The organism is Nonomuraea sp. 10N515B (assembly GCF_052245915.1).
In the GTDB taxonomy this organism is placed as follows: domain Bacteria; phylum Actinomycetota; class Actinomycetes; order Streptosporangiales; family Streptosporangiaceae; genus Nonomuraea.
In genome coordinates, this window is record NZ_JBQQBQ010000018.1 from 1 (window position 1) to 13,278 (window position 13,278).

At 71.0% G+C, this 13,278-nt stretch carries 16 protein-coding genes; 11 read left to right on the plus strand and 5 right to left on the minus strand.

Features of this window, described 5'->3' with window-relative positions:
- Positions 1-217: 217 nt before the first annotated feature.
- Positions 218-943 carry a nucleotidyltransferase domain-containing protein gene (locus tag ACTWQA_RS26365; RefSeq protein ID WP_443161773.1) on the plus strand — a complete coding sequence of 242 codons (726 nt, stop codon included), beginning with the start codon at positions 218-220 and terminating at the stop codon, positions 941-943.
- Between the two features lie 240 nt (positions 944-1,183).
- Here ACTWQA_RS26365 and ACTWQA_RS26370 read toward each other — a convergent pair whose 3' ends face one another.
- On the minus strand, positions 1,184-1,933 hold the full coding sequence (locus ACTWQA_RS26370) for an AraC family transcriptional regulator (RefSeq protein ID WP_443161774.1): 750 nt from the start codon (positions 1,931-1,933) through the stop codon (positions 1,184-1,186).
- 53 nt (positions 1,934-1,986) lie between these two features.
- On the opposite strand from ACTWQA_RS26370, the gene ACTWQA_RS26375 reads away from it, so the two are divergent.
- Positions 1,987-3,093, plus strand: coding sequence for an MFS transporter (locus ACTWQA_RS26375; RefSeq protein ID WP_443161775.1), 1,107 nt, complete (start codon positions 1,987-1,989; stop codon positions 3,091-3,093).
- A gap of 26 nt (positions 3,094-3,119) precedes the next feature.
- On the opposite strand, the gene ligD is transcribed toward ACTWQA_RS26375, so the two are convergent.
- Positions 3,120-4,130 (minus strand): non-homologous end-joining DNA ligase, encoded by a 1,011-nt coding sequence (gene ligD, locus ACTWQA_RS26380; protein ID WP_443161776.1) that lies wholly within the window; start codon positions 4,128-4,130, stop codon positions 3,120-3,122.
- 374 nt (positions 4,131-4,504) lie between these two features.
- Between ligD and hisD the strand changes: the two genes are divergently transcribed.
- The 9 genes from hisD to hisF are packed head-to-tail and all read left to right on the plus strand — an operon-like array spanning position 4,505 to position 10,618.
- Positions 4,505-5,824, plus strand: a complete 1,320-nt coding sequence (hisD, locus tag ACTWQA_RS26385) for a histidinol dehydrogenase (RefSeq protein ID WP_443161777.1) — start codon at positions 4,505-4,507, stop codon at positions 5,822-5,824.
- Positions 5,794-6,894, plus strand: coding sequence for a histidinol-phosphate transaminase (locus ACTWQA_RS26390; RefSeq protein WP_443161897.1), 1,101 nt, complete (start codon positions 5,794-5,796; stop codon positions 6,892-6,894). Before hisD ends, ACTWQA_RS26390 begins: the two co-directional genes overlap by 31 nt.
- Before the next feature lie 59 nt (positions 6,895-6,953).
- A complete protein-coding gene (gene hisB / locus ACTWQA_RS26395) occupies positions 6,954-7,547 on the plus strand; it encodes an imidazoleglycerol-phosphate dehydratase HisB (protein WP_443161778.1) in 594 nt (197 codons plus the stop codon).
- Complete coding sequence (locus tag ACTWQA_RS26400; RefSeq protein ID WP_327583130.1) at positions 7,544-7,699, plus strand: hypothetical protein; 156 nt, start codon at positions 7,544-7,546, stop codon at positions 7,697-7,699. The genes hisB and ACTWQA_RS26400 overlap by 4 nt, the downstream gene beginning before the upstream one ends.
- Positions 7,693-8,334 carry an imidazole glycerol phosphate synthase subunit HisH gene (hisH, locus tag ACTWQA_RS26405; RefSeq protein ID WP_305922014.1) on the plus strand — a complete coding sequence of 214 codons (642 nt, stop codon included), beginning with the start codon at positions 7,693-7,695 and terminating at the stop codon, positions 8,332-8,334. Before ACTWQA_RS26400 ends, hisH begins: the two co-directional genes overlap by 7 nt.
- Positions 8,335-8,373: 39 nt before the next feature.
- Positions 8,374-8,703 (plus strand): hypothetical protein, encoded by a 330-nt coding sequence (locus ACTWQA_RS26410; RefSeq protein ID WP_443161779.1) that lies wholly within the window; start codon positions 8,374-8,376, stop codon positions 8,701-8,703.
- Entirely contained in the window at positions 8,704-9,429 is a 726-nt protein-coding gene (gene priA, locus ACTWQA_RS26415; RefSeq protein WP_443161780.1) for a bifunctional 1-(5-phosphoribosyl)-5-((5-phosphoribosylamino)methylideneamino)imidazole-4-carboxamide isomerase/phosphoribosylanthranilate isomerase PriA, read from the plus strand. It begins immediately after the preceding gene.
- A gap of 20 nt (positions 9,430-9,449) precedes the next feature.
- A complete protein-coding gene (locus ACTWQA_RS26420) occupies positions 9,450-9,860 on the plus strand; it encodes a Rid family hydrolase (RefSeq protein ID WP_443161781.1) in 411 nt (136 codons plus the stop codon).
- On the plus strand, positions 9,857-10,618 hold the full coding sequence (gene hisF, locus ACTWQA_RS26425) for an imidazole glycerol phosphate synthase subunit HisF (protein WP_443161782.1): 762 nt from the start codon (positions 9,857-9,859) through the stop codon (positions 10,616-10,618). The genes ACTWQA_RS26420 and hisF overlap by 4 nt, the downstream gene beginning before the upstream one ends.
- A 184-nt stretch (positions 10,619-10,802) precedes the next feature.
- Here the strand turns inward: hisF and ACTWQA_RS26430 are convergent, their stop codons facing one another.
- From ACTWQA_RS26430 to ACTWQA_RS26440, 3 genes are all read right to left on the minus strand, one after another.
- The gene (locus tag ACTWQA_RS26430; RefSeq protein ID WP_443161783.1) at positions 10,803-12,164 is read right to left on the minus strand and encodes a glutamine synthetase family protein; all 1,362 of its coding nucleotides are present in this window, start codon (positions 12,162-12,164) and stop codon (positions 10,803-10,805) included.
- Between the two features lie 60 nt (positions 12,165-12,224).
- A complete protein-coding gene (locus ACTWQA_RS26435) occupies positions 12,225-12,386 on the minus strand; it encodes a hypothetical protein (RefSeq protein WP_305922020.1) in 162 nt (53 codons plus the stop codon).
- A 185-nt stretch (positions 12,387-12,571) separates the two neighbouring features.
- Positions 12,572-13,201 carry a TIGR03085 family metal-binding protein gene (locus ACTWQA_RS26440; RefSeq protein ID WP_443161784.1) on the minus strand — a complete coding sequence of 210 codons (630 nt, stop codon included), beginning with the start codon at positions 13,199-13,201 and terminating at the stop codon, positions 12,572-12,574.
- Positions 13,202-13,278: the final 77 nt, after the last annotated feature.

The window sequence follows — 13,278 nt, forward strand, 5'->3', positions numbered from 1 at the left end:
GCCCTTCAGCTAACCAGACCGGCACCAACGGTGGGGAGATAAATGGCCGCCGTTGGGGAGACCTTCGTGGCCGCCAGCGGGGAGAACTCCAGGCCGCCTACGGGGAGAACTCAGTGACCGTTGACACTGCGGCGGCTTGGAAAACCGATGGCCTTCTCCCAGGCCCTGCGGATCTTAATGGGTTGCCGCCGCTTCGCCAGGGTGCTGAGGTGTCCTGATGAGCACGGAAAGCAGCAAGGTGCCGCCGGCTCCCCGCCTCGCCGGCATCCGGTCCCGCTGGCTCAGTGCCGCGACCGTCGGCCTCCACGACGACCCCGAAGTGGCTGGCGCCGCCCTGGTCGGGTCGCTCGGCGCGGGCCGGGCCGACGACTGGAGCGACATTGACCTGCTCGTGGTCGTGGACGACGCGCACCTCGACAATTACGCAGTGCTCGGCCGTCTCCCTTCCGGCCCGGGGATGTTGACGGCGGCCTTCGATGCCCGCCACAACGGCCCTCGTGGCACCAGGGCGGTCAGCGGACAGCACCTCGTGGACGGACTTCCGCTCTGGGTCGACTGGCACATCCACCCGATCTCCCAGGCGGGCTGGCCCACCGACAGCACCGTCATCTTCGACCGGCGAGGCTTCGACCGGCTCGCGGCCACCTTCGCCGAGCATCTCAGCGCCGACGAGCACGAGCAGCCGACGCCCAAGGGCCCCGCAGAACACCAAGCATTGCGGCTGGCGCTCGTCCCGATTGCAGGCAAGCGGATCGCCCGCCGCTCACCGGAGACGGCCCGGATGATTGAGTTCCTCGGAGGCCCCTACGCACCCGACGCTTCCTGGCGGCAGCACCTCGCCGCGCTACGCCAGCTGTTGGACGGATTCGCGGCGCTCGGACTGCCCGACAGTGTCGCCGCCGGGCACGCCTACCTCGATCTCGTAAAGGAGACTCTCGACTGACGCCGCCCCGGCTGCCGAATACGGCCTGAGCAGCATGAGCACAGTCAACCAGCAGCGCGGTCACTGCTTGAGAAGACTGCGGGCAGCTTGGCATATCTCGTGGCCTCTCGACCATCCACCGGCGCGGCGGAACCTAGGCCAGCACAGTTGGATAGTGCCAATAACCATGGCCATGTTCCAACTAACGTGTCACGGCTCATTTGCCTTTCGATTTGCTCACAAGGAACGATTGTAGCGAATCTACAATGTAAAGGCGCGGCCAGGGGTGTACCCGAACGCCCGCCTGAACACGTCGATGAACGCGCTCGCCGACGCCCACCCGCACCGGTGCGCGACGGCGGTCACCGGGAGGCCGTCGGCGAGCAGCAGCAGCGCGTGGTGCAGGCGGAGCTGGGTGCGCCACTGCGGGAAGCTCATGCCGAGCTCGCGGCCGCACAGCCGGGCGAGCGTGCGCTCGCTGGTGCCGGCCTGCGCGGCCAGTCGCGCGAGGGTGCTGCCGTCGGCGGGATCGCGGTGCAGGATCGCGCAGACGGCCACCAGTCTGGGGTCTTCCGGGGCCGGCAGGTGGAAGGGCTGCTCGGGCGCGCGTTTAAGGCGGTCGAGCAGAACGGACAGCAGCCGCCCACGCTCCGCGCGGGAGGGACCGGTCCCGGCGGGCGCGTCATCGGTGTAGGCGATGATCAATTCGCGCAGCAGCGGGCCGACGGCCAGGACGGCGGGACGGTCGAGGGCGAGCGGGTTGCCGGTGAGGCCCACCAGGCGCAGGTCGGTGTCGCCGTGGGCGCGGTGCTCGTGGACGGTGCCCGCCGGCACCCAGATGGCCCGGTTCGCCGGGGCCACCCACGTGCCCGCGCTCGTGGTGACGGAGAGTACGCCGCGGCAGGCGTACACGATCTGGTGGGTGTCGTGCCGGTGCGCGTCGATGCCGGCGCCGGGCGCGAGCGGCCGTCGCCCGGTGGGCGCTTCAGACAGATGGCGGATTTCCGGCATGAATTGGCATTTTATCGGAAGCGGGCCAGGGAGCACCGAGAAATGATCGAGGGGTGAACAGGATCCCCATGCTCGCCGCCGGTCATGCCACCGTCGATCTCTACCAGGGTGCGGTGCCGGCGCTCGTGCCGTTCCTGGTGGCCGAGCGCGGTTACGGCTACGTCGCCGTCTCGGGCGTGGTGCTGGCGGCGACGCTGCTGTCGTCGATCGTGCAGCCGGTGTTCGGCGTGCTGACGGACAGATGGCGGATGCCGTGGCTGATCCCGGTGAGCATGGTGGTGGCCGGGGCGGGGGTGGCGGCCGGCGGCGTCACCGACTCCTACGTGCTGACCTGGCTGGCCGTGGCGCTGTCCGGGCTGGGCGTGGCCGCCTACCATCCGGAGTCGGCGCGGCTGGCCAGGCTCGCCAGCGCCGGCAGCCATGTGCGGATGAGCTGGTTCTCGCTCGGCGGCACGCTGGGCTTCGCCTCGGCTCCCGTGCTGGTGACGCCGTTGCTGGCGGTGTGGGGTCTGGGCGCCTCGCCGTTTCTGGTGGTCCCGGCCGTGCTGGGGGCGTTGGTGACGCTGCCGGCGATCCTCGCGCCCGCCGGGCAGGAGGCCAGGGTCTCGGCGCCGGTGTCGGGCCGCGACGACTGGCCGTCGTTCACCAGGCTGACGCTGGTGATCGTCTTCCGCTCGGTCGTGTACGTCGGCCTGAGCGCCTTCGTGGCCCTCTTCATGGGGGGCGGGGCGGCGGGCGCGGTGGCACTGTTCGTGTTGTTCGCCGGTGGGGCGGCCGGGACCGTGCTGGGCGGCAGGCTGGCGGCCCGCTGGGGCCGGGTGCGGACGATGCGCCTGGCCTACGCGGCGGCTGTGCCCGCCGTCGCCGGCGTGGTCCTCGCGCCCGGACCCGCCGCCTACGTCTTCATCGCCGCTTCGTCGATCGCCCTGTACGCCCCGTTCTCCCTGCATGTGACGCTGGGCCAGGACTTCCTGCCGCGCCGGGTGGGCACGGCCAGCGGTGTGACCCTGGGGCTGGCGGTGAGTGTGGGCGGCCTGGCCAGCCCTCTGGTGGGCGCGGTCGCGGAGGCGGCCACGCTGAGGATGGCACTGGCCTGCTTGATCGTGTTCCCGTTCCTGGCCTGGCTGCTGGCCCGCACGCTGAAGGAGCCCGCCCCGTGAGCGCCCTGATCGATGTGGTCTGCCGGTCAGCCGGCCGCGGCGTCGCCGCCGTGCCGCAGGCGCAGGATCTCGGCGGCGTCGGCCTCCACCGGCTCGCGATCGGGGCGGAGTCCGCGCCACGACGGGTGGCGCAACATGCCGTCGCCGGTGACCTCGGCGTACTGGACTTCCCCGACCAGGCGCGGCTCGACCCACTGCGCGTCGCGGGCGTGCTCCCGCGGCACGGGCTGGTCGAACGGCGGATCGGGGCGCTCCAGCGGCGCCAGCCGCTCCCGCAGGTCACGCAGCATGGCCTGGGTGAAGCCGGTGCCGACATGCCCGACGTACAGGAGCCGCCCGCGCTCGTCGTACGCGCCGAGCAGCAGCGACCCGATCGTTCCCGAGCGTCGTCCGCCGCCGGGCTGCCAGCCGCCGATCACCACCTCGACGGTGCTGACGTTCTTGACCTTGGTCCATTCGCCGCTGCGCTTGCCCGGCCGGTACGGCGAGACCATCCGCTTGCACACGACCCCTTCGAGCCCGAGCTGCCGTGAGGAGTCGAAGGCGTGCCTGGCGGCGTCGGCGAACCAGATGGGCACCTGCCACCGATAACCGGGGGTGAAGGTGCCCTCGAGCAGCTCCCTGCGCTCGGTGTAGGGCTGCGAGACCACGCTGGATTCGTCCAGGTGCAGGATGTCGAACGCCATGAACGTCACTGGCACCGCCCTGGCCAGCTCGGCCGTGACGGCAGCCTTGCGCTGGTGCATGCGCGGCTGCAGCGCCTCGAAGCTCGGCCGACCGGCCTCGTCGAACGCCACGATCTCCCCGTCGACGACGGCGGCGCGGCCTGCCGTGGCTCCGGCCATGAGCTGCAGCTCGGGGTAGGCGGGGGTGATGTTCTTGCCGTTACGCGACATCAGGCGGACGGCGCCCTCCTCGAGGTAGGCCAGAGCCCGCACGCCGTCCCATTTCATCTCCACCGCCCAGCCCGGGCCCTGCACCGAGGCCAGGGTGCCGAGCTGGGCCAGCATCGGCGCGTACGTCGGCAGGCGCACCATGGTGCATGCCGTACCCCGTCCGCTTGATCGACAGTGGTGGATGGCGGTCTACAGATGGTCAAGCTGGGCGCTGACCTGCAAAAATAACTTAGCGTAGGATTTGACTGCATAAAGTATTCAGAGGTGTGATGTTACACAGACACGCCCGGCGGGCAGTGGGAATGGCTCAAAGCTCTTCACGGTCGTGGCCGCGCCCCCGTGGCGGCCACGGCGTCCGCCCCGGCAGGCCCGGTCCGGGGCGACGACGGCCGCGGGTGCGGCGGAGGCGACTGCCCCCCTCCCGCGGCCGTCGAGTGTCCGGGGAGGACCGGGGAACCGTGTCCCGCAGTGTGGACAGAACGAGATTCAGGGGCCGGACTCCGTAGACTGTGGGGGTGATTTCCCGTATTGACATGCGCGGTTCCCTGCCGGACAACCTGCGCGACGTGTTGCCACGCGCCGAGCTCGACGTCGAGGCCGCCCTGGAGAAGGTGCGGCCCATCTGCGACGACGTGCGCCATCGCGGCGTGGCGGCCGTACGGGAGCTGACCGCCAGGTTCGACGGCGTGGAGATCGCCACCACCCGCGTGCCCGCCGGGGAGATCGAGCGGGCGCTGCGCGAGCTCGACCCCAAGGTGCGGGCGGCGCTGGAGGAGTCGATCAGGCGGACCCGGCTGGTCCACCGCGACCAGCGGCGCGCCGACGTCACCACGCAGGTCGTGCCCGGCGGCACCGTGACCGAGCGGTGGGTGCCGGTCGACCGCGTGGGCCTCTATGTCCCCGGCGGCCGCGCGGTCTATCCGTCCAGTGTGGTCATGAACGTCGTGCCGGCCCAGGAGGCCGGCGTCGAGTCGCTGGCCGTGACCAGCCCCGCGCAGAAGGAGTTCGGCGGGCTGCCGCACCCCACGATCCTGGCCGCGTGCGCGCTGCTCGGCGTGGACGAGGTCTACAACGTCGGCGGGGCGCAGGCGGTGGCCATGTTCGCCTACGGCACCGAGGAGTGCCCGCCGGCCACTATGGTCACCGGGCCCGGCAACATCTGGGTGGCGGCGGCCAAGCGGCTGCTCAAGGGCCGCATCGGCATCGACTCCGAGGCGGGGCCGACCGAGATCGCGATCCTGGCCGATGAGACGGCCGACCCGGTCCACGTGGCCGCCGACCTGATCAGCCAGGCCGAGCACGACACGATCGCCGCCGCCGTGCTGGTCACCACCAGCCCCGAGCTGGCCGACGCCGTGGAGAAAGAGCTGCCGGGACAGGTCTCGGCGACCAAGCACTCCGCGCGCATCGCCGAGGCCCTGGGCGGCCGGCAGTCCGGCATCGTGCTGGTCGGCTCGCTCGACGACGGACTCAAGGTGGTGGACGCCTACGCCGCCGAGCACCTGGAGATCCACACCGCCGACGCCGCCGCGGTCGCCGCGCGGGTCCGCAACGCCGGCGCGATCTTCGTCGGCACGTACGCGCCGGTCTCGCTCGGCGACTACCTCGCCGGCTCCAACCACGTGCTGCCGACGGGCGGCTGCGCCTGCCACTCCAGCGGCCTGTCGGTGCAGTCGTTCCTGCGCGGCATCCACGTGGTCGACTACACCCGCGAGGCGCTCGCCGGCGCCGCCGCCCACGTGTCGGTCCTGGCCGACGCCGAAGACCTGCCCGCACACGGCGCCGCGATCCGCGCCCGTTTCGACTGGCGAGTGCCCACGGAGACCCCCGAGTGAACCTGGACGATCTGCCCATCCGCGACGACCTGAGGGGCAAGACGCCGTACGGCGCGCCCCAGATCGACGTCCCGGTCCGGCTCAACACCAACGAAAACCCCTACCCGCCCTCCCCGGAGCTGGTCGACGACCTGGCCGAGGCGGTCCGGGCCCAGGCGGGCGAGCTCAACCGCTACCCCGACAGGGACGCCACCGCGCTCCGCGCCGACCTGGCCGGCTACCTCGGGCACGGGCTGAGCACCGAGCAGGTGTGGGCGGCCAACGGCTCCAACGAGGTGCTCCAGCAGATTCTGCAGGCGTTCGGCGGCCACGGCCGCACCGCCATCGGGTTCGAGCCGTCCTACTCGATGCACCCGATCATCACCGGCGGCACCAACACCGAGTGGATCAAGGCCAGCCGCGAGGAGGACTTCTCGCTCGACCCCGGCAAGGCCGTCGCGGCGATCGAGGAGCACCGGCCGGACATCGTCTTCCTGGCCTCGCCCAACAATCCGACCGGCACCGCCCAGCCGATCGAGACGATCGAGGCGGTGCTGGCCGCCGCGCCCGGCATGGTCGTGGTCGACGAGGCCTACGCCGAGTTCGCCCGCGAGGGCACGCCGTCGGCGCTCACGCTGCTGCCCGCCCACTCGAGGCTGATCGTCACCAGGACGATGTCCAAGGCGTTCGCCATGGCGGGCACGCGGCTGGGTTACCTGGCCGCGCACCCGGCGGTGGTGGAGGCGCTGCTGCTGGTGCGGCTGCCGTACCATCTGTCGACCCTCACCCAGACGGCGGCGCGGGTGGCGCTGCGGCACCGCGCGGAGCTGCTCGGCACGGTGGACGCGCTGCGGCGCGAGCGCGACGAGACGGTGACCTGGCTGCGGTCGAAGGGCCTGGCCGTGGCCGACTCGGATGCCAATTTCGTGTTGTTCGGGCGCTTCCCCGACCGGCGCCAGGTGTGGGAGGGGCTGCTGGAACGCGGTGTGCTCATCCGCGAGGTGGGCCCGCCCGAATGGCTGCGTGTCACGATCGGCACCGGCGAGGAGATGGCGGCCTTCCGCGCCGCCCTGGAAGGGGTCCTGCTGTGAGCGAGCGAACCAATGAACACGGCGCTTCTGCGGTTCACAGGACCGACGAAGGAGGGCCTGTGAACCGCGTAGGCCGCGTCGAGCGCGTTACGAAGGAGACCTCGGTCCTGGTGGAGGTCGGTCTCGACGGCACCGGCCGGGTCGAGGTGGCGACCGGGGTCGGGTTCTTCGACCACATGCTGGCCCAGCTCGGCAAGCACGGGCTGTTCGACCTGACCGTCAAGACCGAGGGCGACCTGCACATCGACGCGCACCACACGATCGAGGACACCGCGCTCGCGCTGGGCGCGGCGTTCCGCGAGGCGCTGGGCGACAAGTCGGGCATCAGGAGGTTCGGTAGCGCGTCGTGCCCGCTGGACGAGTCGCTCGCCCAGGTCACCGTCGACCTGTCCGGGCGGCCTTACCTGGTGCACACCGAGCCCGAGGGCATGGCGCCGATGATCGGCCCCGACTACGACACGACGATGACGCGCCACATCCTGGAGTCGCTCGTCGCCCAGGCCGCGATCTGCCTGCACGTGCACGTCCCTTACGGGCGCAACGCGCACCACATCGTGGAGGCCCAGTTCAAGGCCCTGGCCAGGGCGCTGCGCGAGGCGTCCGAGCTCGACCCGCGCGCGAGCGGGGTGCCGAGCACCAAGGGCGTCCTATGACGGACAACCTCATCGCCGGCGTGATGGTGTTCATCGGGTTGTTCCTGATCGGCGGCGTGTTCTCCCTGGCCAAGCAGGGACTCAAAATCGGTGCCGTCGTCTGCGCGCTCGGCGCGGCGATGGCGATCACGGCGGGGGTGCTGTGGTGGTGACGAAGAAGAACATCGTCGTCCTGGACTACGGTTCGGGCAATCTGCGTTCCGCGGAGCGGGCGCTGGCCAGGGTCGGCGCCGAGGTGACCGTGACGCCCGACTTCGAGGCCGCGCTGAACGCCGACGGGCTGGTCGTGCCCGGCGTCGGCGCGTTCGAGGCGTGCATGAGCGGGCTCAAGAGCGTCCGCGGCGAGCAGATCATCGGCAGGCGCCTGGCCGGCGGCCGCCCGGTGCTGGGCATCTGCGTCGGCATGCAGATCCTGTTCGCCAGGGGCGTCGAGCACGGCGTGGAGACCGAGGGCTGCGGCGAATGGCCGGGCACCGTCGAACGGCTCGACGCGCCCGTGCTGCCCCACATGGGGTGGAACACCGTCAAGGCTCCGGCCGGCAGCGTCCTGTTCGCCGGCCTGGACGCCGCCACCCGTTTCTACTTCGTGCACTCCTACGGCGTGCGCGAGTGGGAGCTGCGCACCGGCGACGGGTTCGCCGAGCCGATCGTGACGTGGGCCGAGCACGGCGTGCCGTTCGTGGCGGCCGTGGAGAACGGCCCGCTCATGGCCACCCAGTTCCACCCGGAGAAGTCCGGCGACGCCGGCGCCGCTCTGCTGAGCAACTGGCTGGGCACCGTTGAGTAAGGGCCGGGCGTTCCCGGCTCGGGTGAGGGAGCCGGCGCGGTGAGCAAGGAGCGGGCGCGCCGCCGGGCCGAGCGCGAGGCCGAGCGGGCCCGGGCGATGCGGGCCAACGAGGAGCGCCAGGCGCGCCTGGCCCGCCGCCGCACCCTTATCGCCAGGCTCACGCCGCGCCCGGTGCGCCTCTCCCGCCAGGGAGGCCTGCTGGCGCGCCGCCACCGGGCCCAGAACGCCCTGGTGGCGCTCGGGTTCCTGCTCGTCCAGGTGATCGCCTGGCTGCTGTGGGGGTCGTTCTTCGCCAGCTTCGCCGTCCTCGTCCTGTCTGTGCTGCTCGTACCCGTTGTCGTGACTCTTGCCTTCGACCGGAGGATCTGAATGTCGTCGCTCGTATTGCTGCCCGCCGTGGACGTCGTCGGTGGCCAGGCCGTACGCCTGGTCCAGGGCGAGGCCGGGACCGAGACCGGCTACGGCGCGCCGCTCGCCGCCGCGCTGGCCTGGCAGGAGGCGGGCGCCGAGTGGATCCATATGGTGGACCTGGACGCCGCGTTCGGCCGTGGGAGCAACCGGGAGCTGATCGCCGACGTGATCGGCCGGCTGGAGGTGAACGTGGAGCTGTCCGGCGGCATCCGCGACGACGACTCGCTGGCCGCCGCCCTGGCCACCGGCTGCCGCCGGGTCAACATCGGCACCGCCGCATTGGAGAACCCCGACTGGTGCCGGAAGATCATCGCCGAGCACGGCGACAAGATCGCGGTCGGTCTCGACGTGCGGGGCACGACCCTGGCCGCCCGAGGCTGGACCGAGGAGGGGGGCGACCTGTGGGAGGTGCTCGACCGGCTGGAGGCCGACGGCTGCCCCCGCTACGTCGTCACCGACGTGACCAAGGACGGCATGCTCCAGGGCCCCAACGTGGACCTCTACCGCCGGATCTGCTCCCGTACCGACAAGCCGGTGATCGCCAGTGGTGGCGTCTCCAGCCTGGATGACCTGGTCACACTCGCCGGTCTCGTCCCGGACGGACTGGAAGGGGCCATCGTGGGCAGAGCCCTTTACGCTCACGCGTTCACATTGGAAAACGCGCTTGCCGCGGTGCGCGGGTGACTTCGCCGGGAGGGGGCGGGATGAGCGTAGGTAGCGTCAGCATGCAGAGCATCGGGCCTAGGGTGTTCTCGGGTGGCATCTGGGAGGAGAAGTACGGCTACGCGCGCGCCGTGGTCGTCGGAGAGCGGGTGATCGTCTCCGGCTGCACGGCCACGGTCGACGGCGAGGTGCGCCACGCCGGCGACGCCTACCACCAGAGCCTGACCGCGATCGACATCGCCCTGACGGCCGTCCTGGCGGGCGGGCTGACCCGCGAGGACGTCGTCATGGTCCGTTACTACGTGGTCGAGCAGCGCCACTTCGACCTCGTCGGGCGGGCCATCGCCGAGGTGTTCGGCGAGGTACGGCCTGCCTGCACGGGCGTACGGGTGGCCGGTCTGGTCGACCCGAGAATGCTGGTCGAGATCGAAATCGAGGCATTGCGAGCATGACCGTAGCGGTAAGAGTCATTCCCTGTCTCGACGTGGACGCCGGCCGTGTGGTCAAGGGCGTCAACTTCGAGAACCTGCGCGACGCGGGCGACCCCGTGGAGCTGGCCAGGCGCTACGACGAGGAGGGCGCCGACGAGCTGACCTTCCTCGACATCACCGCCTCGTCCGGCGAGCGCGAGACCATGCTCGACGTCGTACGCAGGACCGCCGAGCAGGTGTTCATCCCGCTCACCGTCGGTGGCGGGGTGCGGTCGGTCGAGGACGTCAACCGGTTGCTGCGGGCCGGCGCCGACAAGGTGTCGCTCAACACGGCCGCCATCGCCCGGCCGGAGCTGCTCACCGAGGCGTCCCGGCGCTTCGGCGCCCAGTGCGTCGTGTTGTCCGTGGACGCCCGGCGTGCGCCGGGCACACCGAGCGGCTTCGAGGTGACCACGCACGGCGGGCGGCGCGGCACCGGCATCGACGCGGTGGAGTGGGCGGCGCGCGGCGAGGAGCTGGGGGTGGGAGAGATCCTGCTCAACTCGATGGACGGTGACGGCACGCTCGACGGCTACGACCTGGCGATGCTGCGGGCGGTCCGGGCGGCCGTGCGGGTTCCTGTGATCGCCAGCGGCGGGGCCGGGCGTCTGGAGGACTTCCCGCCGGCGGTGGCTGCGGGCGCGGACGCCGTCCTGGCGGCCAGCGTCTTCCACTTCGGCACGCTCAAGATCTCCGAGGTCAAGAACACCCTGCGCCTGGCGGGCCACCCGGTCCGCTGACCCCCGACCAGGGCCCACCGGTCGCGGCCACTGCGCCCGGGTCCTGCGGCCGCCGCAGGTGCTGCGACTGCCGGGTCCGGCCGGTGCGGCTGTGGTGGCGTGGGCCGGTCCCGGCCGGGATCGGCCTGAGCCAGCACGGCGGGCGGGCCGGGCTGTGCCGTCGAGGTGGCGTGCGGGGCGGCGTTCAGAACACCCGCAGGTGGTTGAACAGCTCATAGGAGGTGTCCTTCGCGCCGAACGCGGCCGCCTCCGACCGCTTGACGGCCAGGTACGCGCTGCGCCGCAGCGGCCCGAGCGCCTCCATGAGCAGTTCGTCGGCCTCCAGCGCGTCCAGCGCCTCGTCCAGCGACGACGGCAGGCGCGGGTATCGGCCGGGCCGCGTGTCGGGGTCCACGTCCACGGGCGCCCCCGGGTCGAGCTTGCGCCGGATGCCGTCCAGGCCGGCGTGGATCACGGCCCCCAGCGACAGGTACGGGTTGGCGGAGGAGTCCGACGGCTTCAGCTCCAGGTTCGGCTCACCGGTCTCACCGATCGGCGAGCACACGCGTACGGCGGCCTCCCGGTTGTCGAGCCCGTACACCGCGTACGCGCTGGACCACATGCGGGGCGCCAGACGGCGGAAGCTATTGACGCTGCCGCACGTCAGCGCGGTCAGGGCGGGCAGGTGGGCGAGCAGGCCGCCGATGAAGCCGTCACGCACCTCCCCGTCGGCGGCGAAGACGTTGCGGGTGTCGTTCCACAGCGACAGGTGCAGGTGGGCGCCGTTGCCGGCCTGGTCGGCCAGCGGTTTGGGGGCCAGCGTGGCCCACAGCTGCATCCGCAGGGCCACGCCGCGCACGGTCTCCCTGAACAGGACGTGGTTGTCGGCGGCCCGCAGCGCGGGCGCGTGCCTGATCGACAGCTCCTGCTGGCCGGGCCCCAGCTCCGGGTGGTAGTGCTCGACGCGCAGGCCCTGTGTCTCCAGGGCGTGGATGAGCTTGACGGTGTAGTCGTGCGCCGTGTCGAACCCGGCGTTGGCATAGCAGAGCGAGTCGTCAATCGGCACCAGCCGGTCCGGGCCGCCTGTCGGGTCGGGCAGGCGGCGGCCCAGAGTGAACTCCGGCTCGAACGCCGCCTGGAGCGTGTAACCCTCCGTGGCCAGCTCGGCGATCGCGTCCTTGAGAAATGTCCGCGCGCACGCCTCCCACGGCGAGCCGTCCGGCCGCCGCAGATCTGACAACATCGCCGCCGCGCCGGGTGCGTGAGGCAAAGGGACGTACGTGGCGGGGTCGGGGACGATGCGGACCTCGCCCACCGGACCCATCTGCTCGACGTCCTGGAGCTGGTCGAGCATGTTCATCGCCATCATGGCCACCGTGTGCCCGATGCCGGTGTTGAGCCGTTCGGCCAACCGTGATCGGGAAGCCGCTTTACCACGAATGACGCCACCGTGGTCGGCGTACAGAAAACGAATCAGCTCGATGCCCTCGAGCTCGGCGCGCTCGAGGATGCGCCGGACGTTCGGATCAAGCTGATTGATCTTGCTGCCGCTAGGGCGATCTCTCATTCTGCCTGCGTAGCACGATCTGGCAGCGCGGGGAAGCGTCTGCCTCAGGCAGAACCCTCGTTAGGCTAGAACCCTGGTGAAGAACGTCGCCAACTGATTGGCTCCTTGGACGATTCCGTCGAACACACCTCTGACCGCGTCGGCGGCTTGGTCCGGCTGGGTGAACAGGTAGAAGATCACGAACGCGACAGCCGCGTACGTGATCACCTTCTTGACCTGCATAGGGGCCTCCTGCAGTCCATTCCCAGCCGTATATACCCGGATCTGGGCGATCATCGGCATCCTCTGTGAAGATGTTCATGATCCTAACCGGGGGCTTCTTTTCCTCTGCCATGGTAAAGGCTTGACTTGATGCGCGAGCACTTACCACGCGGGGTTTCCGCGATGGGCGAGCCGGAGCAGGAGGGCTACATGCCCAGGGAGGCCGCGCGCAGCTGGGAGACGGCGTGGGGCTCGCCGGTGAGCTCCACGCGGGCGTGCTCCTGGCGGCCGAAGCAGAACATCAGCAGCTCGGAGGCCGTCCCGGTCACCTCCACCCGGGGGCCCTGGCGGGGGCCGCCGAGCGCGACGCCGCCGCCGAGGCGGTGCAGGACCACGCCCACGGGCGACTTGCGCAGCATCAGCCTGGCGCCGCTCGCCACCCGCTTCCAGATGAGCCGGTCGAGGTCGGCGGGCAGCTCGCGCGGCTCCCAGGACGGCTGCGCGCGGCGCACGTCTTCGTGGTGCACGAAGAACTCCAGTGCGTTGACGGCCTCGTCGAGGAACGGCAGCATGCCGTAGACGCCGCCCGGCTTTCGCACCATGGCGACCAGCTCGGGATAGGGGTGCTTGGCCTTGAGCCCGTCCTGGACCGAGGCGGTGTAGCCGGCCAGGGGCTTGAGCGCGATCCCGCCTGCCGCGTCGGGCCGGCGCTCGCGCAGCACCAGGTGGGCGGCCAGGTCGTAGGTGGTCCAGCCCGCGCAGAGCGTCGGCGCTTCCGGCCCGAGCCGGTCGAGCAGGTCGCAGAGCGCGGCGCGTTCGCTACGAGCGTGAGTCACGTGGTCAACCCTACCCGTGGGAATAACTGGTTGATCAGAGGTGATGTAGTGACTTGCGTACAGACGTCAGCTGAAGG